Annotated in this window: 34 protein-coding genes; 32 read left to right on the forward strand and 2 right to left on the reverse strand. The window is 34.1% G+C overall.

Features of this window, described 5'->3' with window-relative positions; translation table 11 throughout:
- Positions 1 to 150: helix-turn-helix domain-containing protein (locus J6Y29_05260; GenBank protein MBP5427278.1), on the reverse strand; the 150-nt coding region annotated here is incomplete at its 3' end.
- A gap of 126 nt (positions 151 to 276) precedes the next feature.
- A complete protein-coding gene (locus tag J6Y29_05265; protein ID MBP5427279.1) occupies positions 277 to 1521 on the reverse strand; it encodes an Rne/Rng family ribonuclease in 1245 nt (414 codons plus the stop codon).
- A 455-nt stretch (positions 1522 to 1976) separates the two neighbouring features.
- On the opposite strand from J6Y29_05265, the gene rplS reads away from it, so the two are divergent.
- The 32 genes from rplS to J6Y29_05425 all read left to right on the forward strand — a co-directional run bounded on the left by rplS (position 1977) and on the right by J6Y29_05425 (position 19631).
- Positions 1977 to 2336 (forward strand): 50S ribosomal protein L19, encoded by a 360-nt coding sequence (gene rplS / locus J6Y29_05270; GenBank protein MBP5427280.1) that lies wholly within the window; start codon positions 1977 to 1979, stop codon positions 2334 to 2336.
- 101 nt (positions 2337 to 2437) lie between these two features.
- Positions 2438 to 3589 carry a cation diffusion facilitator family transporter gene (locus J6Y29_05275; GenBank protein ID MBP5427281.1) on the forward strand — a complete coding sequence of 384 codons (1152 nt, stop codon included), beginning with the start codon at positions 2438 to 2440 and terminating at the stop codon, positions 3587 to 3589.
- A gap of 445 nt (positions 3590 to 4034) precedes the next feature.
- A complete protein-coding gene (gene rpsJ / locus J6Y29_05280; protein ID MBP5427282.1) occupies positions 4035 to 4352 on the forward strand; it encodes a 30S ribosomal protein S10 in 318 nt (105 codons plus the stop codon).
- Positions 4353 to 4445: 93 nt separating this feature from the next.
- Positions 4446 to 5084, forward strand: a complete 639-nt coding sequence (rplC, locus tag J6Y29_05285; protein MBP5427283.1) for a 50S ribosomal protein L3 — start codon at positions 4446 to 4448, stop codon at positions 5082 to 5084.
- Between the two features lie 21 nt (positions 5085 to 5105).
- A complete protein-coding gene (rplD, locus tag J6Y29_05290) occupies positions 5106 to 5729 on the forward strand; it encodes a 50S ribosomal protein L4 (protein MBP5427284.1) in 624 nt (207 codons plus the stop codon).
- Complete coding sequence (gene rplW, locus J6Y29_05295; GenBank protein MBP5427285.1) at positions 5729 to 6082, forward strand: 50S ribosomal protein L23; 354 nt, start codon at positions 5729 to 5731, stop codon at positions 6080 to 6082. The genes rplD and rplW overlap by 1 nt, the downstream gene beginning before the upstream one ends.
- Before the next feature lie 27 nt (positions 6083 to 6109).
- Positions 6110 to 6943, forward strand: coding sequence for a 50S ribosomal protein L2 (gene rplB / locus J6Y29_05300; GenBank protein ID MBP5427286.1), 834 nt, complete (start codon positions 6110 to 6112; stop codon positions 6941 to 6943).
- 35 nt (positions 6944 to 6978) lie between these two features.
- On the forward strand, positions 6979 to 7263 hold the full coding sequence (rpsS, locus tag J6Y29_05305) for a 30S ribosomal protein S19 (protein ID MBP5427287.1): 285 nt from the start codon (positions 6979 to 6981) through the stop codon (positions 7261 to 7263).
- Between the two features lie 87 nt (positions 7264 to 7350).
- Positions 7351 to 7758: a 50S ribosomal protein L22 gene (rplV, locus tag J6Y29_05310; GenBank protein ID MBP5427288.1), complete on the forward strand. Its 408-nt coding sequence runs from the start codon at positions 7351 to 7353 to the stop codon at positions 7756 to 7758.
- Positions 7759 to 7778: 20 nt separating this feature from the next.
- Positions 7779 to 8447: a 30S ribosomal protein S3 gene (gene rpsC, locus J6Y29_05315; protein MBP5427289.1), complete on the forward strand. Its 669-nt coding sequence runs from the start codon at positions 7779 to 7781 to the stop codon at positions 8445 to 8447.
- On the forward strand, positions 8447 to 8884 hold the full coding sequence (rplP, locus tag J6Y29_05320; protein ID MBP5427290.1) for a 50S ribosomal protein L16: 438 nt from the start codon (positions 8447 to 8449) through the stop codon (positions 8882 to 8884). The genes rpsC and rplP overlap by 1 nt, the downstream gene beginning before the upstream one ends.
- Positions 8874 to 9071 (forward strand): 50S ribosomal protein L29, encoded by a 198-nt coding sequence (gene rpmC, locus J6Y29_05325; GenBank protein ID MBP5427291.1) that lies wholly within the window; start codon positions 8874 to 8876, stop codon positions 9069 to 9071. The genes rplP and rpmC overlap by 11 nt, the downstream gene beginning before the upstream one ends.
- An 11-nt stretch (positions 9072 to 9082) precedes the next feature.
- On the forward strand, positions 9083 to 9364 hold the full coding sequence (rpsQ, locus tag J6Y29_05330) for a 30S ribosomal protein S17 (protein ID MBP5427292.1): 282 nt from the start codon (positions 9083 to 9085) through the stop codon (positions 9362 to 9364).
- A gap of 28 nt (positions 9365 to 9392) precedes the next feature.
- The gene (gene rplN / locus J6Y29_05335; GenBank protein MBP5427293.1) at positions 9393 to 9761 is read left to right on the forward strand and encodes a 50S ribosomal protein L14; all 369 of its coding nucleotides are present in this window, start codon (positions 9393 to 9395) and stop codon (positions 9759 to 9761) included.
- Positions 9762 to 9804: 43 nt separating this feature from the next.
- Entirely contained in the window at positions 9805 to 10152 is a 348-nt protein-coding gene (locus J6Y29_05340; protein ID MBP5427294.1) for a 50S ribosomal protein L24, read from the forward strand.
- A gap of 28 nt (positions 10153 to 10180) precedes the next feature.
- Positions 10181 to 10723, forward strand: a complete 543-nt coding sequence (gene rplE / locus J6Y29_05345) for a 50S ribosomal protein L5 (protein MBP5427295.1) — start codon at positions 10181 to 10183, stop codon at positions 10721 to 10723.
- Positions 10724 to 10738: 15 nt separating this feature from the next.
- Positions 10739 to 10924 carry a type Z 30S ribosomal protein S14 gene (locus tag J6Y29_05350; protein ID MBP5427296.1) on the forward strand — a complete coding sequence of 62 codons (186 nt, stop codon included), beginning with the start codon at positions 10739 to 10741 and terminating at the stop codon, positions 10922 to 10924.
- 26 nt (positions 10925 to 10950) lie between these two features.
- Positions 10951 to 11346, forward strand: coding sequence for a 30S ribosomal protein S8 (rpsH, locus tag J6Y29_05355; protein MBP5427297.1), 396 nt, complete (start codon positions 10951 to 10953; stop codon positions 11344 to 11346).
- Between the two features lie 65 nt (positions 11347 to 11411).
- The gene (gene rplF, locus J6Y29_05360; protein MBP5427298.1) at positions 11412 to 11963 is read left to right on the forward strand and encodes a 50S ribosomal protein L6; all 552 of its coding nucleotides are present in this window, start codon (positions 11412 to 11414) and stop codon (positions 11961 to 11963) included.
- A gap of 17 nt (positions 11964 to 11980) precedes the next feature.
- Positions 11981 to 12343 (forward strand): 50S ribosomal protein L18, encoded by a 363-nt coding sequence (rplR, locus tag J6Y29_05365; protein ID MBP5427299.1) that lies wholly within the window; start codon positions 11981 to 11983, stop codon positions 12341 to 12343.
- An 18-nt stretch (positions 12344 to 12361) separates the two neighbouring features.
- Positions 12362 to 12871, forward strand: coding sequence for a 30S ribosomal protein S5 (rpsE, locus tag J6Y29_05370; GenBank protein MBP5427300.1), 510 nt, complete (start codon positions 12362 to 12364; stop codon positions 12869 to 12871).
- 13 nt (positions 12872 to 12884) lie between these two features.
- Positions 12885 to 13064, forward strand: a complete 180-nt coding sequence (gene rpmD / locus J6Y29_05375; protein MBP5427301.1) for a 50S ribosomal protein L30 — start codon at positions 12885 to 12887, stop codon at positions 13062 to 13064.
- Between the two features lie 15 nt (positions 13065 to 13079).
- A complete protein-coding gene (gene rplO, locus J6Y29_05380) occupies positions 13080 to 13520 on the forward strand; it encodes a 50S ribosomal protein L15 (GenBank protein ID MBP5427302.1) in 441 nt (146 codons plus the stop codon).
- Between the two features lie 10 nt (positions 13521 to 13530).
- Positions 13531 to 14814 carry a preprotein translocase subunit SecY gene (gene secY, locus J6Y29_05385; protein MBP5427303.1) on the forward strand — a complete coding sequence of 428 codons (1284 nt, stop codon included), beginning with the start codon at positions 13531 to 13533 and terminating at the stop codon, positions 14812 to 14814.
- A gap of 39 nt (positions 14815 to 14853) precedes the next feature.
- Complete coding sequence (locus tag J6Y29_05390; GenBank protein MBP5427304.1) at positions 14854 to 15498, forward strand: adenylate kinase; 645 nt, start codon at positions 14854 to 14856, stop codon at positions 15496 to 15498.
- Positions 15499 to 15514: 16 nt separating this feature from the next.
- Entirely contained in the window at positions 15515 to 16279 is a 765-nt protein-coding gene (gene map / locus J6Y29_05395) for a type I methionyl aminopeptidase (GenBank protein ID MBP5427305.1), read from the forward strand.
- Positions 16280 to 16305: 26 nt separating this feature from the next.
- Complete coding sequence (gene infA / locus J6Y29_05400) at positions 16306 to 16524, forward strand: translation initiation factor IF-1 (protein ID MBP5427306.1); 219 nt, start codon at positions 16306 to 16308, stop codon at positions 16522 to 16524.
- Between the two features lie 20 nt (positions 16525 to 16544).
- Positions 16545 to 16658, forward strand: a complete 114-nt coding sequence (gene rpmJ, locus J6Y29_05405) for a 50S ribosomal protein L36 (protein ID MBP5427307.1) — start codon at positions 16545 to 16547, stop codon at positions 16656 to 16658.
- Between the two features lie 229 nt (positions 16659 to 16887).
- A complete protein-coding gene (rpsM, locus tag J6Y29_05410; GenBank protein ID MBP5427308.1) occupies positions 16888 to 17253 on the forward strand; it encodes a 30S ribosomal protein S13 in 366 nt (121 codons plus the stop codon).
- A 19-nt stretch (positions 17254 to 17272) separates the two neighbouring features.
- Positions 17273 to 17674, forward strand: a complete 402-nt coding sequence (rpsK, locus tag J6Y29_05415) for a 30S ribosomal protein S11 (protein ID MBP5427309.1) — start codon at positions 17273 to 17275, stop codon at positions 17672 to 17674.
- A gap of 98 nt (positions 17675 to 17772) precedes the next feature.
- Entirely contained in the window at positions 17773 to 18396 is a 624-nt protein-coding gene (rpsD, locus tag J6Y29_05420; GenBank protein ID MBP5427310.1) for a 30S ribosomal protein S4, read from the forward strand.
- A 287-nt stretch (positions 18397 to 18683) separates the two neighbouring features.
- On the forward strand, positions 18684 to 19631 hold the full coding sequence (locus J6Y29_05425) for a DNA-directed RNA polymerase subunit alpha (GenBank protein ID MBP5427311.1): 948 nt from the start codon (positions 18684 to 18686) through the stop codon (positions 19629 to 19631).
- Positions 19632 to 19765 lie beyond the last annotated feature (134 nt).

Raw genomic sequence — 19765 nt, forward strand, 5'->3', positions numbered from 1 at the left:
TAGCATATTCTTATGTTCCTTATAGTATTCTATCTTATCCTCAAGCATTTTATTATATATAAATCTAACACAGCCAAACGTCTTTGCAAACATTGTCTTTTGTGTGTTATTCGGACATATTCTAAATCTATAAGCTTTATTTATAACCATTTCACTCCTAAATTTCTATTGAATAAATAATACCATTTATGTCATAAAAAGTCAAATATTTTTTGCAATTCATCTCACCACCTATAGAGGTGGGAGAATTCTTGCTAATACCTGTTAAAGAACAATTTAATTATAAGAACCTTTTAATATCCTTCCAGAGCCATTACATAAAGGACATGAAGTTTCAAGTACGGAAGATAGTTTTTTTCTGATTTTTTTTCTAGTCATTTCAAGTAATCCAAGTTGAGTCATACCAACCACAGTGGTTTTAGTTCTGTCTTTTTTTAAAGCTTCATTCATAGCAGTAATGATACTAGCTTGGTTTTCTGGCTTGTTCATGTCAATAAAATCTACTATAATAATACCACCAATATCTCTCAGACGTAGTTGTCTAGCTATTTCTTTAACAGCCTCTAAGTTTGTTTTAAGTATAGTATCTTCGAAGTTATTTTTTCCAACAAATTTACCAGTATTAACGTCTATAACAGTTAAAGTTTCTGCCTCTTCAATTAATAAATAACCACCACACTTAAGCCATACTTTTTTACTTAAAGCTTTGTTTATAGAATGATCAAGATTATACAAAGATATTGAATCAGTGGAGTCAAAGTGAATTTTCCCAATTGAAGAAGGAGATATAAAATTCACAAACTCTAATATTTCCCTATAAAGATGAGAGTCGTTTACAATCAATTTATCTACGCTTGGACTAAGATAGTCTCGTAATATTTTTTTCGTTATATCCATATCTGAGTAAACGCACCTAGGGACAGCACCCTTTTTAGATTTTTCTAATATATTATTCCAAAGTTTGGTCAAGAACTCTATATCAGTTGAGAAATCAAAAGAAGGATCATTATTGGCAATAGTTCTAATGATTAGACCCATATTAGATGGTTTTATTTTTTGAGCAATAGACACTAGATTTTTTTTTACTGTTTCATCTTCAATTCGTCTTGAAATACCTATATAATCACTGTTTGGAAGTAAGACTAAGTGCCTACCAGGCAATGTAATATGCCTAGTTACGCGAGCTCCTTTTGTGCCTAGTGCTTCTTTAACTACTTGTACAAGTAGTTCTTGGCCAACCTTTAGAACATTAGATATTTTAAATTCAGAATTTGGATTCTTAGTATATAAAGAGTCAGGTAAGGCATCTTTTACGTATAAGAACGCATTTTTTTCAGCGCCAATATCAACGAAAGCAGCTTGCATACCTGGTAACACACGACATACTTTGCCTACATAAATATTACCAACAGACTTTTGGGTATCTTTGTCTTCTATATATATTTCAGCTAAATCATTATCTTCTATTATGGCAACTCTTGTTTGATCACCATGTTTATCTATTAAAATTTTATTAGACAAATACAAATTCTCCTTTCTATTTTTTTAAAAAGAAATAAAATCTTGTGTATCAATATAACATATATTACGCTAGAAAGCAAATTTTTGTAAATTTGATAATGTTGCAACACTTTTTTATATTAGGGGGTGCGTTTACTTTGAATATTATCTTCTCCATAATTTAATATTATTTTTTCAAATAACTGTTTATTTTTCCTACTTTTCGTGTTAGTATCATTGCGACACATAATTTTATGCCTTCTTTCGATGTTTGGTTGATGCTAACATTGTATTATGGTTTTAATTATGTGGCATTTCTTTTACCCTAAAACCTGTAATTTAATTTTATCATTGGTAATAAGAAAAAAATTTAAAAAGATCTAGACAAAGATATTTTTGTGTGGTAGAATAAATTCATTCAGGCGGTCCTCTGTGAAAAATCAAGAACGTCTATAAGAAATAGGGGGAAAATACGAATGGTAGATTTAATACAAGAAATTGAAAATGAGCAGCTAAAAGCTCAAGTACCACAGTTTGATATTGGTGACACTGTTAAGGTACATGAAAAGATAAAAGAGGGTAACAGGGAGAGAATTCAAATATTCGAGGGAACTGTTATAGCTAAAAAAGGTGGAGGTGTTAGTGAGACTTTCACAGTTAGAAGAGTTTCTCAGGGAGTTGGAATAGAGAAGATATATTTGTTACACTCGCCTAAAGTTGTAAAAGTTGAAGTAGTAAGAAAGGGACGAGTAAGAAGAGCTAAGCTTAACTATTTAAGAAATAGGGTAGGAAAGGCAGCTAGAGTAAAAGAGAAACTAAATGTTAAGAAGAAATAAAAGAATAGTTTTTGATAGAACGAGAGGGGTTTGTGCCCCTCCTGTTGTATATATAGGTGGATAAAAATGACCAAGTGACAATTGCTATGGGGGGATATTTTTTGGATGGACTAGAGGAAAAATATAATGGCGCGGTATTTAAAAAAAATAGAAGCGAAGAAGTTATAAAGACGGGAAAAGTTGCTATAAGGGTAGACTTGACTTTGACGTTATTGAAGGCTATTGTTGGATTTATGTCTGGATCGATAGCTATAATTTTGGATGCGGTTAACAATATGTCAGATCTAGCAGCGTCCATTGTTACTATAATGGGAACAAAGCTTGCTAATAAAAGCCCAGATAGGGAGCATCCGTTTGGACACGGGCGGCTAGAATATTTAAGTGCAATGATAGTGTCAGTTATGATATTGTATGTTGGAGTTATGTCACTGTGGGAGTCTATAAAAAAGGTATTTACTAAGGATGTACCAAGTTATAATGTGCCAATGTTAATTATTGTTGCAATAGCGGTAACGGGTAAGTTTTTGTTAGGTAGATACATGAAAAGAAGAGGAGAGAAATTAAAATCATCTGTTCTTATGAATTCAGGTCAAGATTCTCTGTTAGATTCTTTGATTTCGTCGACCACATTGGTTGCGGCAATAATATTTTTAATAACAAAAGTATCACTTGAAGCATATTTGGGTATTATTATATCTGTATTTATAGTTAAGGCAGGTATTGATATGCTTAAGGAAGCGATATATTCTATATTAGGAGAAAGAGTGGATATTGAGCTAGTTCGAGCTATAAAAGGGACAATATGCTCTTTTGAGGGGGTTTACGATGCATGTGATATGATATTTAATAATTATGGACCTAATTCTTATATGGGCGCAGTACATGTAGAAGTTCCTGATACTTATACGGTGGATGATTTAGATAGATTAACGAGAGAAATAACTGCCAGGGTATATGAAGAACATGGTGTTGTTTTATATGCTATAGGCGCATATCCAGTAAATACTAGGGATAAAAGTGCGATAGAAACTAGAGATAATATAAATAATATGTTAAAACAGTATAAAAATGTACTTCAGATGCATGGATTTTATTATAATGAGAAAGAAAAAGAAATACGGTTTGACATAGTAGTTAGCTTTGATGAGAAGAACAAAGATGTATTGTACAAAGAAATATATAGTGTGTTAATAAAAAAGTATGCAGATTATAAGATAGATATAGCAATAGATACAGATTTTAGTGTGTCCTAATTGATGCTAAAATTAAAGGTTAAGAGGTTTTTAATTCTTTGTGAGTAGATAGTGGGAAAATAAATGTAAAGTTTTAATTATGCACAAATAAAGGTTCCATTTTTAACATAATTTTAGTGAAAATTATGTTAAAAACAGGGAAAAAAGTACTTGCAATAAAGAGTATTGTGTAGTATAATTTTCAATGTTGTGACGAGGCAGACGATGAAGTGAGAGATTGCTATCCTAGAGGTAGGTAACTTTCATGGAGAATGTCCGATTCAAGAAACCGGGCGACAAGTCACTGTGCATTTTGCATTAGTCGTATAGAATATTATTGCCCAGGGAGACAAAAAGTCGATTTCAGACTATTTTATCGCTGGTTTTTTTTATTATACAGGTTAGGATAAGGCATAGTGTGCAGAAAATACCTTGTTGTACGTAACAAATATAAGGAGGTTTATGTATGGCAGAAAAACAAAAAATCAGAATTAGATTAAAAGCATTTGATCATCAAGTTCTTGATCAGTCCGCAGAAAAAATTGTTGAAACTGCTAAAAGAACTGGTGCAAAAGTTTCTGGTCCTGTGCCATTGCCAACAGAGATGGAGATAATAACTATCTTAAGGGCACCGCACAAATATAAGGATTCACGAGAGCAATTTGAGATGAGAACACACAACAGATTAATTGATATATTGCTTCCAAGACCAGAGACAGTAGATGCTCTAATGAGATTAGATTTACCAGCAGGGGTAAATATTGAAATTAAAATTATGAATTAATAGCTGGCAATAAAGTGCTTTTAGATGTGAGTTATTAGCTAGCAGGTTAAGTTCATAGGAAATTATGAACCAATAATCATAGGGGGGAAATAAATGAATAAGTTTTTCTTAGGAAAGAAATTGGGAATGACACAAGTTTTCGATGAGAACGGAAATGTGATTCCTGTAACAGTTATAGAGAGTAGTCCATGTACAGTTGTTCAAGTAAAGACAGAAGAAGTGGATGGCTATTTTGCTGTTAAATTAGGATATGAGAATATTTTAGAGAAAAAATTAAATAAGCCACAATTGGGATTATTTAAAAAGAATAAGTTAGCTCCAAAGAAATTTTTGAGAGAGTTTAGAGTTGACACAGTAGAAGGATATGAAATAGGACAAAATCTAAAAATATCTGATATGTTTAAAGATGGAGATAAGATAGATGTAACAGGCATTTCAAAAGGTAAAGGATTTCAAGGTGTAATTAAAAGATATGGTCATGCTAGAGGAAAAGAGACACATGGTTCTATGTATCATAGGAGAGTAGGATCTATGGGTGCATGTTCAACTCCAGGTAGAGTATTCAAAGGGAAGAAATTACCAGGACATATGGGAGCAGAGAGAGTAACAGTTCAAAATTTGGCCTTGGTAAAAATAGATGAAGAAAAGAATGTTATATTAGTAAAAGGAGCAGTACCGGGACCAAAGGGTGCGTATCTTATAATAAAAGGAGCAGTTAAGGCTGGAAATTAATAATGAAGGGGGGAATAAGGTATGCCTAATATAGATGTACATAATGTAAAAGGTGAAGTTGTAGGGAAATTAGAGTTAAGTGAGAATATATTCGGAATAGAAGTAAACGAGAGTACATTGCATTTGGTAGTAAAAAATCAACTTGCTAACAAAAGACAAGGAACTCAATCCACTAAGACAAAGAGCGAAGTTAGTGGAGGAGGGAAAAAACCTTGGAAGCAAAAAGGTACAGGAAGGGCAAGACAAGGAAGTACACGTTCAGCACAATGGACAGGTGGCGGAATTGTACTAGGACCAAAGCCAAGAAGTTATAGATATACATTGCCCAAAAAGGTTAGAAGAATAGCACTGAAGTCAGCATTTGCTTCAAAGGTTAATGAGAAAGAGATGTTGGTTTTAGATGAGTTAAAGTTAGATGAATTTAAAACAAAGAGAATGGTAGAGATATTTAATAACTTGAAGGTGGATGGAACAGCATTGCTAGTTATAGAAGGATGCGATAAAAAGGTAGTTAATTCAGCTAGAAATATACCAGGAGTGACTGTTGCATCAGTTAATACAATAAATGTTTATGATATACTAAGACATAGAAATCTTATTATGACAAAAGATGCAGTGTCTAAGGTTGAGGAGGTGTATGCATAATGAAAAGAGCAGAGGATATCATTATACAGCCTTATATTACAGAGAAAAGCAATTTTTTAATGAGCCAAGGTAAATACACTTTTGTAGTAGATAAGAAAGCTACTAAGATAGATGTGAAAAAAGCTGTTGAGGAGCTTTTTGGAGTTAAAGTTTTGAAAGTGAACATAATTAACTGCAAAGGAAAGAAAAAAAGAGTAGGAGTTCACCAAGGTTACACAGCAGCGTGGAAGAAGTCAATTGTTCAAATTGCGTTGAATCCAGGAGAGGAAAGTTATTTACAAAAGGGCGGAAAGAAGGCTGCTGTAGATAAGAAATATAAAACAGAGATTGAGATATTTGGTACAGCTCAATAGAAATATTAAAAAAAGGAGTGAGAAAAAGTGGCAATAAAAAGTTGTAAACCGGTTACACCGGCGAGAAGATTTATGACATTCGTAAAATCTGATGAGATTACGAGAACAGAGCCAGAGAAGTCTCTTCTTAGACCATTAAAGAAAACTGGCGGAAGAAATATGCATGGAAGAATAACTGTTCGTCATCGCGGAGGCGGGAATAGAAGAAAATATAGGCTTATAGACTTTAAAAGGAATAAAGATGGAGTTCCAGCAAAAGTATTTTCTATAGAATATGATCCTAACAGAAGTGCAAATATTGCATTGCTTGTTTATAATGACGGAGAGAAGAGATATATATTGGCTCCATTAGGGTTAAAAGTAGGAGATATAATAGAGTCAGGAGATAATGTAGATATAAGAGTAGGTAATGCATTGCCAATATCAAATATACCTGTAGGTACATTGATTCATAATATTGAGTTAAAGCCAGGCAAAGGTGGACAGATGGTTAGATCTGCAGGAAATGTTGCCCAACTTATGGCTAAAGATGAAAAGTATGCGCAAGTAAGACTTCCATCAGGAGAAGTTAGAATGGTGTTGGTGACTTGTAGAGCTACAATTGGTCAAGTTGGAAATTTAGATCATGAGAATGTTACAATAGGAAAAGCAGGAAGAAAAAGATGGATGGGAAGAAGACCTAAGGTACGTGGTATCGTAATGAATCCAGTAGATCACCCACACGGAGGAGGAGAAGGTAAATCACCTATTGGAAGGCCTAGTCCGGTTACACCATGGGGTAAACCAACACTTGGGTATAAGACAAGAAAGAAAAATAAAAAATCAGATAAGTATATAGTGAAGAAAAGGAATAAGAAGTAGAATAAAAAAGTTTTAAAAGGAGGGAATAAAGTTACATGAGTAGATCATTGAAAAAAGCACCATTTGTTTCAAAATCGTTGTTTGATAAAATATTAAAAATGGCAGATGACAGCGAGAAGAAAGTTATAAAAACTTGGTCAAGATCTTCAACAATATATCCTGAAATGGTAGGCTACACAATAGCTGTTCATGATGGAAGGAAACATGTTCCGGTATATATAACAGAGGATATGATAGGTCATAAATTGGGAGAGTTTGCACCAACAAGGACTTACAAAGGACATGGTAAAAATAATGAACGTTCATCTTCGGTGAAATGATATGAATTCTAGAGAAAGGAGGAAAGTAAGGTGTCAGAGGAAAAAAAGAATTTAGAAGTTAGTAACGAGGTTAAGAAAAACAAAGTAGTGCATGTACCAAAATCAAAAAGATTACCAGTTCTTACTAAGAAAGAGAAAAGAGAGCAAGGTATAGGAAAAGATGAAGGAAGAGCTATAGTAAAATATATTAGAATTTCTTCAAGAAAGGCAAGAATTGTCCTTAACCTAATAAGGAATAAAGGAATAGTAGAAGCAACAGGTATATTAAAGAATACACCAAAAGCAGCTTCACCAATTCTTTTGAAATTATTGAATTCTGCTATAGCTAATGCTGTTAATAATAATGGACTAGATTCAGAAAGTTTATATATTGCAGAAGCCTATGCAAATCAAGGTCCAACATTGAAGAGAATTAGACCAAGAGCGCAAGGAAGGGCAAATAGAATAAATAAGAGAACAAGTCATATTACAATAGTAGTAAAAGAAAGGAAATAATAAAAAAAGGAGGTTGAATAATGGGTCAGAAGGTAAATCCACACGGTCTAAGAGTTGGTATAATAAAAGATTGGGACACAAAGTGGTATGCAAATAAAAAAGAGTTTAGCGAGTTTTTGGTAGAAGATTTTAAAATAAGAGAAGTACTTAAGAAGAAATTATATGTAGCAGGTATTTCAAGAATTGAGATTGAAAGAGCGGCGAATAAAGTAAAAATAAACATAAGCACTTCAAGACCAGGTATTGTAATAGGAAAAGGTGGTGCTGGAGTAGAAGAGCTTCGTAAAATTTTAGAAAAGGTAACTAATAGAGGAATAGTTATAAATATAACAGAAGTAAAGAAGCCAGAGATGGATGCACAGTTAGTTGCAGAGAATATAGCATCTCAGTTAGAGAGAAGAATTTCATTTAGAAGAGCGATGAAACAGTGTATGTCTAAGGCAATGAAAGCTGGAGCAAAAGGAATAAAAACTTCAGTGTCAGGACGTGTAGGTGGAGCGGAGATAGCTAGAACAGAGCAATATCATGAAGGGACAATTCCACTTCAAACTTTAAGGGCTGATATAGATTATGGTTTTGCAGAAGCAAATACTACTTATGGAAAATTAGGAGTAAAAGTTTGGATTTATAAAGGAGAAGTACTTCCAGCTGTGAAGAGGAATGACGAAGTGGAAGGAGGTAAAAACTGATGTTAATGCCAAAGAGAGTTAAACGTAGGAAAGTGCATAGAGGTAGAATGAAAGGTGTAGCAAGAAGAGGAAATTTCCTTGCGTATGGGGATTATGGTTTGGTGGCTATGGAGCCTGCTTGGGTTACAAGTAATCAAATAGAAGCTGCCAGAATAGCGCTTACTCGTTACATAAAGAGGGGTGGTAAGGTTTGGATAAAGATTTTTCCAGACAAACCAGTAACAAAGAAGCCAGCTGAAACTCGTATGGGTAAAGGTAAAGGTTCACCAGAGTTTTGGGTTGCTGTAGTGAAGCCAGGTAGAGTGTTGTTTGAGTTATCAGGAGTACCAGAGGAGGTAGCGCGTGAAGCATTAAGACTTGCAATGCATAAATTGCCAATCAAGTGTAAGTTTATTGCACGTGAAAAAGAAGTAGGTGGTGAAGCAAATGAAGGCTAATGAGATCAGAGAAAAGACTAATGAAGAATTAGAAAAAGAGTTGAATGAGCTTAAGAAAGAGTTGTTCAAATTGAGATTTCAACCTGCTACTAATCAGCTTGAGAATCCTATGAAGATAAAAAAAGTCAAGAGGAATATAGCTGTTATAAAGACAATTATTAGAGAAAGAGAAATAAAGAGTGTTTAATTAAGGTGTAGATGGAAAGGAGGCAATTAGAGGTGGCAGAGAAGAGAGGTTTGAGAAAAACAAGAGTTGGTAAAGTTTTAAGTAACAAGATGGAAAAGACAATTGTAGTTGCAGTTGAGGATAACGTAGCACATTCATTGTATGGTAAAATAATAAAGAGAACATATAAGCTAAAGGCCCATGACGAGAATAATGAGTGTCAAATAGGGGATATAGTTGAAGTTATGGAAACAAGACCGTTGAGTAAAGATAAAAGATGGAGACTCGTTAGAGTTGTTCAAAAGGCTAAATAGTAGTGAATAAGGAAGGAGGGCGTATGATATGATACAAGTTGAAACAGAACTAAAGGTAGCAGATAACAGTGGAGCCAGAAGAGTTAAATGTATAAAAGTTCTTGGTGGTTCGTTGAGAAAATATGCTAATATAGGAGATGTAATAGTTGCTTCTGTAAAAGAGGCAACACCAGGAGCAGTTGTTAAAAAAGGAGACGTTGTAAAGTGCGTTGTTGTTCGCACAAAAAGAGGAGTTGCAAGACCGGATGGATCATATATAAGGTTTGACGAGAATGCAGCAGTTTTAATAAAGGATGACAAAAATCCTAGGGGTACACGTATATTTGGACCATGTGCTAGAGAGCTAAGAGATAAGGAATACATGAAGATATTATCATTAGCACCAGAGGTATTGTAAGATAAAGTTTCTAGAAGTATATGAGGAAGGAGGAGTTTATATCATGGCAAATAAGGTACATGTAAAAACAGGTGACAAAGTATTAGTATTAACTGGTAAAGATAGAGGAAAAGAAGGAAAGATATTAAAAGTATATCCAAATAAGAATAGAGTTGTAGTGGAAGGTATAAATATTGTTAAGAAACATAAAAAACCAAGATCTGCAGGTCAACAAGGTGGTATAATAGAACAAGAAGCAGCATTGGATGCATCTAACGTTATGCTAGTATGTCCAAGATGTAATAAAGCATCTAGAGTAGAGAGAAAAATTCTAGAAAATGGAGATAAGGTTAGAGTTTGCAAAAAGTGTAAAGAAACAATAGACGTTATAAAGAAAGCCAAAAAAGCTTAGTTAGGTATAAGTAGAAAGGAGGAAAAGAATGTCTAGGTTAAAGGAAAGATATATGCAAGAAGTACAAGGTGCGTTAAAAGAAAAATTTAAATATACAAGTATTATGCAAGTACCAAAAGTTGAAAAAATAGTTATAAATATAGGATTGGGAGAAGTAAGAGAAAATCCAAAAGCTATTGAGTCGGCTATGAACGATTTGGCATTAATAACAGGACAAAAACCAATAGTTACAAAAGCTAAGAAATCTATAGCAGCTTTTAAATTAAGAGAAGGTGTTAGTATAGGTTGTAAAGTTACTCTAAGAGGAGAAAAAATGTATGTGTTTATGGATAAACTATTTAATATAGGTCTTCCTAGAGTAAGAGATTTTAGAGGAGTTTCAGAAAATTCTTTTGACGGAAGAGGTAATTACTCATTGGGAATAAAAGAGCAACTTATTTTTCCAGAGATAGAGTATGATAAAATAGATAAAATTAGGGGTATGGATATCACTTTTGTTACTTCTGCAAAATCAGATGAGGAAGCAAAAGAACTTTTGACTATGCTAGGTATGCCATTTCACCACAACTAGAAGGAGGGAAGTTTGATGGCAAAGATGTCTCTAAAAGAGAAGCAAAAAAGAAAGCAAAAATATAAAACAAGAGAGTATAATAGATGTAAGTTATGTGGTAGACCACATGCATATATGAGGAAGTTTGGTATTTGTCGTTTATGCTTTAGGATGTTAGCATATAAAGGTCAAATACCAGGAATTAAGAAGGCAAGCTGGTAAAATTAAGAAGGGAGGTAGAAAGAAAAATGCAAATAACTGATACTATAGCAGATTTATTAACAAGAATAAGAAATGCGAGTGCGGCGAAGCATGAGTCAGTAGATATTCCTGCATCAAATATGAAGAAAGCAATAGCTAATATATTGCTAGAAGAGGGATATGTTCGTGAGGTACAAGTAATAGAGGATAATAAGCAAGGTATTATAAGAATTACATTGAAGTATGCTAATAAGAAGGGTGTTATTTCTGGATTGAAAAGAATCAGTAAACCAGGACTTAGGGTTTACGCAGGAAAAGAGGATCTTCCAAAGGTTTTGGGAGGTTTGGGAATAGCATTAATTTCAACATCTAAAGGTGTAATGACAGATAAGAATGCTAGAAAACTAGGTGTTGGTGGAGAAGTATTAGCTTATGTTTGGTAATTAAAAAAATTCTGAAAAGGACCAAAGTAGTTCATAATCTTAAGAATGGAAGGATGAAAAAGGAAATGTCAAGAATAGGAAGAAAGCCGATAGATGTACCTAAGAATGTAGAGTTTAAGTTAGAAAGCGGGAATATGGTTACAGTAAAAGGACCTAAAGGCTTATTAAAAAAGAAGTTACATGAAGATATGATCATAGAATTTAAAGATGGTGTTATAGAAGTTAAGAGACCATCTGAAATAAAGAAGCATAAAGCATTGCATGGGTTAACTAGAACATTGATAGCCAATATGGTTTTAGGTGTTACAGAAGGTTTCCAAAAAGAGTTGGAAATAAACGGAGTAGGTTATAGGGCACAGAAACAAGGAAAGAAATTAGTTCTTTCATTAGGATATTCACATCCAGTTGAAATAGAAGAGATTGAAGGAATATCTATAGAAGTGCCAGCACCTAATGTTATAATTGTAAAAGGTGCAGATAAGCAGATTGTTGGAGAGTTTGCAGCCAATATAAGAGGTAAGAGAGAGCCTGAACCTTATAAAGGAAAGGGAATTAAGTATAAAGAAGAAAGAATAAGACGTAAAGAAGGAAAAGCAGGCGGGAAAGGTAAAAAATAGGAAGGGGTGAAATTGGCATGGCAGTAAAACTTGACAGGAAGAAAAGAAGAGAGAGAATTCACAGAAGGGTAAGAAAAAAAGTAAGCGGAACAGCTAGTAGACCTAGATTGAGTGTGCATAAAAGCTTAAAGCATATGAGGGCTCAAATAATTGATGACACTGCTGGAATGACATTGGTTGCAGCATCTACTGAAGAATTAAAATCGGTCTTAGATTTTGGAGGCAATATAGAAGCAGCTAAAGAATTAGGTAAGCTAATAGCGAAAAAAGCACTTGAAAAAAGTATAACAACAGTTGTATTTGACAGAGGTGGATGTATATATCATGGCAGAATAAAAGCTTTAGCTGAAGCTGCTCGTGAGGCAGGTTTGAAATTTTAATAAAGGAGGGAAAAATAAGTGCAAGAAAACAAACGAATAGATCCAAATACTCTTGAGTTGGAGGAAAAAGTAGTAATTTCAAAGCGTGTAACAAAAGTTGTAAAAGGTGGTAGGAATTTTCGCTTTAGCGTATTAGTAGTGGTAGGAGATAGGAATGGTCATGTTGGTATCGGAACAGGAAAATCTCGTGAAGTTCCAGATGCAATTAAGCAAGCTGTAGAGAAAGCTAAAAAGAATCTAAAGACTATTGCGTTATTAGATACGACAATACCACATGAAATTGTAGGAATACATGGAGCAGGAAAGGTTTTATTAAAGCCTGCAGGAAAAGGTACAGGAGTTATAGCAGGAGGACCAGTTAGAATGGTACTAGAGTTAGCAGGAATTAAAGACATAAGAACTAAGTCTTTAGGGTCGAACAATGCTAGAAATATGGTAGAAGCAACATTAAATGGTCTTATGGAGCTAAGAACAGCTGAAGAAATAGCTAAGCTTCGTGGCAAGACCGTAGAAGAAGTTTTAAGCTAGGAGGAAAACTTTGATGTCAAAATTAAAAATAACTTTAATAAAAAGTACAAACAAAGCTAAAAAAAATCAATTTGCGACTGTAAGGGCCTTAGGATTAAAAAAAATAGGCCAAACAGTTGTTCAAAATGATAATCCTCAAATAAGAGGTATGATAGCAGTGGTACCTCATTTATTACAAGTGGAAGAGATTTAATGAGGAGGTGTGAATATGAAACTAAATGAATTAAGATCTATACCTAATTCTACGAAAGTTAGTAAAAGAAAAGGAAGAGGGCATGGAACAGGAAATGGAAAGACAGCTGGAAGAGGGCATAAAGGTCAGAACGCAAGATCTGGTGGAGGAGTAAGGCTAGGTTTTGAAGGTGGACAAATGCCTTTGTACAGAAGGATACCAAAGAGAGGATTTAATAACATATTCAGAAAGATTTATGCTGTAGTCAATGTATCTGATTTAGAAAGATTCGATAATGATACAGAAGTAACAGCAGCTTTATTAAAAGAAGCTGGGTTAGTAAAAAAAGTTGTAGATGGAGTTAAGATACTAGGTAATGGGGAGCTTTCAAAGAAACTAGTAGTTAAAGCCACTAAATTTACAAAGACAGCGCAAGAAAAAATAGAGTCTGTAGGAGGAAAGGTAGAGGTGATATAACGTGGGTAATATGCTAGACACATTTAGGAATGCCTGGAAAATTTCAGATCTTAGAAAGAAGATATTCTTTACTATATTTATGTTGTTAGTTTTTAGGTTAGGTTCACATATACCTGTACCAGGTATGAATGCAGCAAGGTTGCAAGATTTAATGAGGCGTGGTGGAGCTATTTTTGGATTTTTTGATATAGTATCGGGGGGTTCATTCGCGAATGCAACAATATTTGCAATGAGTATAACTCCTTACATAAATGCATCTATAATAGTTCAATTGTTAACTGTCGCTATCCCTAAATTTGAACAGTTATCAAAAGAGGGAGAAGAGGGACGAAAGATTATAGCCCAAATTATAAGATATACAACAGTGGTATTGGCATTTGTGCAGGCAGTTGGTTTGACTATAGGTATGAGATCATCAATATATGGTGGATTGAATGTGTTAAGTTTTATTACAGTTACGTTATCATTTACAGCAGGTACAGCATTTTTGATGTGGTTAGGTGAGCAAATAACAGAAAAAGGAATTGGTAATGGTATATCTATGCTTATTTTTGCTGGAATAGTATCTAGAGCTCCAGTAGGTGCACTTGCTATAGTTCAGAATTTTAGAGCTGGTAAATTTGGACAGGGAGCGATGGCGTATTTAGCTATAAGTGTTGTTTTAGCCGTGTTTGTGGCAATTATAGCATTAGTTATATGGGTGCAAGAGGCAGAGAGAAGGATACCTGTTCAATATGCAAAGAGAGTAGTTGGAAGAAAAATGTACGGTGGCCAAAGTACACATATTCCAATCAAAGTAAACTTAGCAGGAGTAATGCCAATAATATTTGCAATGTCTTTTGTTGCATTACCATCAACAATAATATCAGTGTTTGCACCAAATTCACAAAATAAAATACTTGTTTGGTTTAGAAATGCACAGACAAGTATATTGTTTGCGCTACTTACAGGTGTATTGATAATATTCTTTACATTCTTTTATTCATATATTCAATTCAATCCAATTGAGATTGCGAATAATATGAAGAAAAATGGAGGATTTATTCCAGGTATAAGACCAGGTAAACCTACATCGGAATATATATCTAAAATTTTGAATAGAGTAACTTGGTTTGGAGCAATATTTTTGGCGATCATACAGTTATTCCCATCAATAGTAGGAAAGTTAACACATATTAATGGAGTATGGTTTGCTGGTACAAGTGTATTGATCCTTGTAAATGTTGCATTAGATACAGTAAAACAAATAGAGTCTCAAATGATAATGAGACACTATAAAGGTTTTTTAGGGTAAGTTTTGAATGAAACTTGTTGGTAAGATAAGGAGGATTTTATGAATATAGTAATGTTGGGAGCTCCTGGAGCGGGAAAAGGAACTCAAGCTGAGAAGATTTCTCAAAAATACGGTATACCTCATGTATCAACAGGTGATATATTTAGACAATCTATAAAAAACGGTACTCCACTAGGAGTTGCTGCGAAAAGTTACATAGATCAGGGATTATTAGTTCCTGATCATGTGACTAATAACATGGTAAAAGAAGTGTTATTAAAAGATGAGTTTAAGAATGGATTTATTCTAGACGGATATCCAAGAACTATATCACAGGCTGAGTTTTTTACCAAAGCATTAGAGGAACAGGGTAAGGATTTGGATATGGTATTAAACATAGAGGTTGATGAAAAAGATATATTAGAGAGAATGACAGGGAGAAGAGTGTGTACTAAGTGTAACACAACATACCATGTGATTTTCAATAAATCAAAGGATAATGTTTCTTGTGACAAATGTGGTACTGTATTGATTCAAAGAGATGATGATAAAGAAGAAACTGTGAAGAAAAGACTTAACGTTTACAAACAGGAGACTATGCCATTGGTAGAGTATTATACTAATAATAAGAAGATACGGACAGTACAGGGTAAGGGGACTGTTGAAGAGATTTTTGATAGTGTTATAGACGCTATAGAAAGATGAGTTTTGGGTGTATAATATGATAACAATAAAGAATAAAGCTGAATTAGACATAATGAGAAAAGCAGGAGAGATAGTAGCATTAGCACATGAAGAAATCCGGAAAAATGTAGTTCCTGGAGTGACTACATTGGAGTTAGATAGAATAGCAGAGGAAGTTATAAAAAAACATAATGCTATTCCATCTTTTAAAGGTTATGAAGGGTTACCTGGGGCTGTTGATTTTCCAGCAAGTATTTGTGCTTCTGTGAATGAGGAGGTTGTACATGGAATACCTGGAGCTAGAGTTTTAAAAGAAGGAGATATAATAAGTATTGATATAGGTGCTTATTATAATGGATATCATGGAGATGCAGCAAGAACTGTGCCAGTAGGTAATATATCAGAAGAGGCACGTAGGCTTATAGAAGTTACAAAAGAAAGTTTCTTTAAAGGCATGAGTAAAGCTGTTGAAGGCAATAGAATAATAGATATTTCTGGAGCAGTGGAAGACTATGTAAAAAGCCATGGATATTCTGTAGTGAGAGACTATGTGGGACATGGCATAGGGCAAGAGATGCATGAGGATCCATCAATTCCTAATTATAGAACTATATTTAGGGGACCTAGACTAGAAAGAGGTATGGCGTTAGCAATTGAGCCAATGGTTAATATAGGTACTTATAAAATTAAAATTCTAGGTAATAAGTGGACAGTTGTTACTGCTGACGGGAAGTTATCGGCTCATTATGAAAATACAGTAGCGATCACAGATAAAGATCCTCTGATATTAACTATGTTGTAAAAAAATATAAAAATAGGAGAAAATATATGTCTAAAGAAGATGTAATAGAAGTAGAAGGAACAGTATTGGAAGCTTTACCAAATGCTATGTTTCAGGTAGAGTTAGAAAATGGACATAAGATATTGGCTCATATTTCAGGAAAGTTAAGAATGAACTTTATAAGAATTCTTCCAGGGGATAAAGTGAGATTGGAATTATCGCCATATGATTTAACAAGAGGAAGAATTACATGGAGAGCTAAGTAATTGTAAAGGAGGGATATTAGATGAAAGTAAAACCATCCGTTAAGCCTATATGTGAAAAATGTAAGATAATAAAGAGAAAAGGTCGTGTAATGGTAATTTGTGAAAATCCAAAGCACAAACAAAAACAAGGTTAGTTATTTTTTTAAAACACTTGACATTTTTAGCAATCTAATATAGAATTTGAATGTTAGAGTTTAATTAACCGTGTTGGGTTTTTGCTTTGACACAAAGGATTATTTAAGATGCAATTTAATAAAATTGTTGATAAAATAGGAGCGGCTGCATGGTATTGTCCATGTCCTAATTAATACAATTTTGCTGTTTTGCAAAACTAGAAAGAACTTATTTTGGAGGTGTAAAAGAATGGCACGTATAGCCGGAGTTGATTTGCCTAGAGAGAAGAGAATAGAGATTGGTTTAACTTATATCTTTGGTGTAGGTAGATCGTTGTCAAATAAAATTTTGAGAAAATTAGGCGTAAGTCCTGATATAAGAGTGAAAGATTTAATAGAAGCTCAAGTTGCAGCAATAAGAGAAGAGCTATCTAATTATAAAGTTGAAGGTGAACTTAGAAAAATAATTGCCTTAAACATTAAAAGACTTAAGGAAATTAAATGTTACAGAGGAATAAGACACAGTAGAGGATTGCCTGTAAGGGGTCAAAAGACAAAGACAAATGCGAGAACTTGTAAAGGTCCTAAAAAGACAGTAGGGCAGAAAAAGAAATAGAAGGAGGGTTTGAAATCTGATGGCAGTAGCAAAGGGAGCTAAAAAAACTACAAGAAAAAGAAGAGAGCGTAAAAATGTAGAGAGAGGTGCAGCGCATATACGTTCATCTTTCAATAATACTATAGTTACAATAACTGACGTTGCTGGTAATGTTATAGCATGGTCCAGTGCAGGTGGATTAGGTTTTAAAGGCTCAAGAAAGAGTACGCCGTTTGCGGCACAAATGGCAGCGGAGACTGCAGCGAAAGTGTCTATGGATCATGGGTTAAAATATGTAGAAGTATATGTAAAAGGGCCTGGATCAGGAAGAGAGGCAGCTATTAGAGCATTGCAAGCAGCAGGGTTAGAGGTAGTTCTTATAAAGGATGTGACTCCTATTCCGCATAATGGATGTCGTCCACCAAAGAGGAGAAGAGTTTAGTTTTGTATTAGGTTAAGACACGGATGTATAGAAGACTTAAGCGTACGAAGGGGTTAGCTTAGGGCTTTTAAAGAATTAATTTGGAGGTGTTTGAATAAATGGCAAGATATACAGGGGCGTCGTGTAGGCGTTGTCGTAGAGCAGGAGAAAAGCTTTTTCTAAAAGGAGAAAAGTGTTATAAAGAGAAATGCCCGGTTGCGAGAAGAGCTTATGCTCCAGGTCAGCATGGTCAACAAAAGAAAAATTTGAAAGAGTATGGATTACAATTGCGTGAGAAGCAAAAAGCCAAGAGATTCTATGGTATTTTGGAACGTCAATTTAGGAAATATTTTGAGATTGCGTTTAAGAAACAAGGTGTTACAGGTGAAAATTTATTAACTTTATTAGAAACAAGATTGGACAATGTTGTTTATAGGATGGGGTTGGCTGATTCAAGAGCTCAGGCTAGACAGTTTGTAAGGCATAATCATATAACTGTTAATGGCAAAAAAGTTAATATTCCATCTTACTTGGTAAAAGTAGGGGATATTATAGCTCTTAAGGAGAAGAGCAGGAGTATTTCTGTTATAAAAGAAATTGTAGAGTCAAATAGTGTTAAGGCACCAAGATGGCTAGAGGTTGATGCTGCTAATTTCAGTTGTAAAGTTATTGCATTACCGGAGAGAGAAGATGTGGATCTACAAGTTCAAGAGCATCTAATAGTTGAGTTGTACTCTAAATAGTTTATAAGGATGTAGTGAACTTATGGTTTTAGGTGACCTATGTAAGATTTATTTTTGGTTGTGAGAAATTGAAGATTGATACATAAGAAGCAATTTTGAGTAGGGTATGACAGTCCCCGAGTTTATGCTTGTTAAAACAAGAATCCCACGACGCTAGTCGTTGGGGAATGTCAATATAAATTTGGATTTAGCTAATATGACAAGTACACTCGATGGGTATGAGAGTCATATTGGGAGGAAGTAGACCACTTTACGAGATAATGCATGTAATTAAAGGAGGTTTTTAGATGATAGAGATAGAAAAACCAAAGATTGAAAAGGTAGCTGAAAATGAAGAATTTACTTATGGAAAATTTGTTGTTGAGCCATTAGAGAGAGGTTATGGTATTACTCTAGGTAATTCTTTGAGAAGGATATTGTTGTCATCTTTGCCAGGAGCTGCAGTAACTTCTATAAAGATTGATGGAGTGTTACATGAGTTTACAACAGTTCCAGGGGTAATGGAGGATGTTACTGAGATAATCCTAAACATAAAACAGTTGTCTCTAAAATCTTATGCTGAAGAACCAAAAACTATATATATCGATATTGATAGAGAAGGAGAAGTTAAAGCAGGAGATATAAAGACTGACTCTGAGATTGAAATTTTGAATCCTGATCTACATATAGCTACATTAGAAGGTGGGCATAGGTTATACATAGAGATGACAGTAGGAAAGGGAAGAGGTTACGTGTCTGCTGAAAGAAACAAGAATAGTGGGCAACCTATAGGTGTTATATCAATAGATTCTATATATACACCTGTTACAAAGGTGAATTATAAAGTAGAAAATACACGTGTAGGTCAAGTAACAGATTATGATAGGTTAGTATTGGAAGTGTGGACAGATGGTAGTATAAAGCCAGATGAGGCAATAAGTTTAGGCGCTAAAATTTTAAATGAGCATTTAAATTTGTTTATTGATTTATCAGAGACTACAAGAGAAAAGGAAATAATGATTCAAAAGCAAGAGCCAAAGAAAGAGAGAGTTCTTGAGATGACAATAGAGGAGTTAGATTTATCTGTTAGGTCATATAATTGCTTAAAGAGAGCAAATATAAACACTGTAGAGGATCTAATAAGTAAGACTGAAGATGATATGATGAAAGTTAGAAACTTAGGAAGAAAATCATTAGAGGAAGTTTTACAAAAGTTAGATGCATTGAATTTGAAGTTGTCACCTTCAGAAGAATGATAAGTATATGTGATTTTGAAAAATAAATATGGTATCAGATAAAGAAATTTTAATATGTAGGTTGTTGAATCTACTTAGGGTTGATTTTTTAGATACTAGGGGTGTTGCTATAAAGCAAAAGCTTTTAGTAGTGC

This window comes from Clostridiales bacterium, from assembly GCA_017961515.1.
Lineage (GTDB): Bacteria > Bacillota > Clostridia > Acetivibrionales > RGIG10202 > RGIG10202.

What these genes read in the sequence shown, in the direction of transcription:
- J6Y29_05390 (MBP5427304.1), top strand. Translation starts at nt 14,854, where the DNA reads ATGAATATAGTAATGTTGGGAGCTCCTGGAGCGGGAAAAGGAACTCAA.
- rplE (MBP5427295.1), top strand. Translation starts at nt 10,181, where the DNA reads ATGTCTAGGTTAAAGGAAAGATATATGCAAGAAGTACAAGGTGCGTTA.
- rpmD (MBP5427301.1), top strand. Translation starts at nt 12,885, where the DNA reads ATGTCAAAATTAAAAATAACTTTAATAAAAAGTACAAACAAAGCTAAA.
- rplP (MBP5427290.1), top strand. Translation starts at nt 8,447, where the DNA reads ATGTTAATGCCAAAGAGAGTTAAACGTAGGAAAGTGCATAGAGGTAGA.
- rplC (MBP5427283.1), top strand. Translation starts at nt 4,446, where the DNA reads ATGAATAAGTTTTTCTTAGGAAAGAAATTGGGAATGACACAAGTTTTC.
- rpmJ (MBP5427307.1), top strand. Translation starts at nt 16,545, where the DNA reads ATGAAAGTAAAACCATCCGTTAAGCCTATATGTGAAAAATGTAAGATA.
- rplW (MBP5427285.1), top strand. Translation starts at nt 5,729, where the DNA reads ATGAAAAGAGCAGAGGATATCATTATACAGCCTTATATTACAGAGAAA.
- rpsC (MBP5427289.1), top strand. Translation starts at nt 7,779, where the DNA reads ATGGGTCAGAAGGTAAATCCACACGGTCTAAGAGTTGGTATAATAAAA.
- rplO (MBP5427302.1), top strand. Translation starts at nt 13,080, where the DNA reads ATGAAACTAAATGAATTAAGATCTATACCTAATTCTACGAAAGTTAGT.
- rpsK (MBP5427309.1), top strand. Translation starts at nt 17,273, where the DNA reads ATGGCAGTAGCAAAGGGAGCTAAAAAAACTACAAGAAAAAGAAGAGAG.
- J6Y29_05340 (MBP5427294.1), top strand. Translation starts at nt 9,805, where the DNA reads ATGGCAAATAAGGTACATGTAAAAACAGGTGACAAAGTATTAGTATTA.
- rpsD (MBP5427310.1), top strand. Translation starts at nt 17,773, where the DNA reads ATGGCAAGATATACAGGGGCGTCGTGTAGGCGTTGTCGTAGAGCAGGA.
- rplR (MBP5427299.1), top strand. Translation starts at nt 11,981, where the DNA reads ATGGCAGTAAAACTTGACAGGAAGAAAAGAAGAGAGAGAATTCACAGA.
- rpmC (MBP5427291.1), top strand. Translation starts at nt 8,874, where the DNA reads ATGAAGGCTAATGAGATCAGAGAAAAGACTAATGAAGAATTAGAAAAA.
- J6Y29_05425 (MBP5427311.1), top strand. Translation starts at nt 18,684, where the DNA reads ATGATAGAGATAGAAAAACCAAAGATTGAAAAGGTAGCTGAAAATGAA.
- rpsJ (MBP5427282.1), top strand. Translation starts at nt 4,035, where the DNA reads ATGGCAGAAAAACAAAAAATCAGAATTAGATTAAAAGCATTTGATCAT.
- rpsH (MBP5427297.1), top strand. Translation starts at nt 10,951, where the DNA reads ATGCAAATAACTGATACTATAGCAGATTTATTAACAAGAATAAGAAAT.
- map (MBP5427305.1), top strand. Translation starts at nt 15,515, where the DNA reads ATGATAACAATAAAGAATAAAGCTGAATTAGACATAATGAGAAAAGCA.
- rplD (MBP5427284.1), top strand. Translation starts at nt 5,106, where the DNA reads ATGCCTAATATAGATGTACATAATGTAAAAGGTGAAGTTGTAGGGAAA.
- rplN (MBP5427293.1), top strand. Translation starts at nt 9,393, where the DNA reads ATGATACAAGTTGAAACAGAACTAAAGGTAGCAGATAACAGTGGAGCC.
- J6Y29_05350 (MBP5427296.1), top strand. Translation starts at nt 10,739, where the DNA reads ATGGCAAAGATGTCTCTAAAAGAGAAGCAAAAAAGAAAGCAAAAATAT.
- rpsS (MBP5427287.1), top strand. Translation starts at nt 6,979, where the DNA reads ATGAGTAGATCATTGAAAAAAGCACCATTTGTTTCAAAATCGTTGTTT.
- secY (MBP5427303.1), top strand. Translation starts at nt 13,531, where the DNA reads ATGCTAGACACATTTAGGAATGCCTGGAAAATTTCAGATCTTAGAAAG.
- rplS (MBP5427280.1), top strand. Translation starts at nt 1,977, where the DNA reads ATGGTAGATTTAATACAAGAAATTGAAAATGAGCAGCTAAAAGCTCAA.
- rpsM (MBP5427308.1), top strand. Translation starts at nt 16,888, where the DNA reads ATGGCACGTATAGCCGGAGTTGATTTGCCTAGAGAGAAGAGAATAGAG.
- rplF (MBP5427298.1), top strand. Translation starts at nt 11,412, where the DNA reads ATGTCAAGAATAGGAAGAAAGCCGATAGATGTACCTAAGAATGTAGAG.
- infA (MBP5427306.1), top strand. Translation starts at nt 16,306, where the DNA reads ATGTCTAAAGAAGATGTAATAGAAGTAGAAGGAACAGTATTGGAAGCT.
- rpsQ (MBP5427292.1), top strand. Translation starts at nt 9,083, where the DNA reads ATGGAAAGGAGGCAATTAGAGGTGGCAGAGAAGAGAGGTTTGAGAAAA.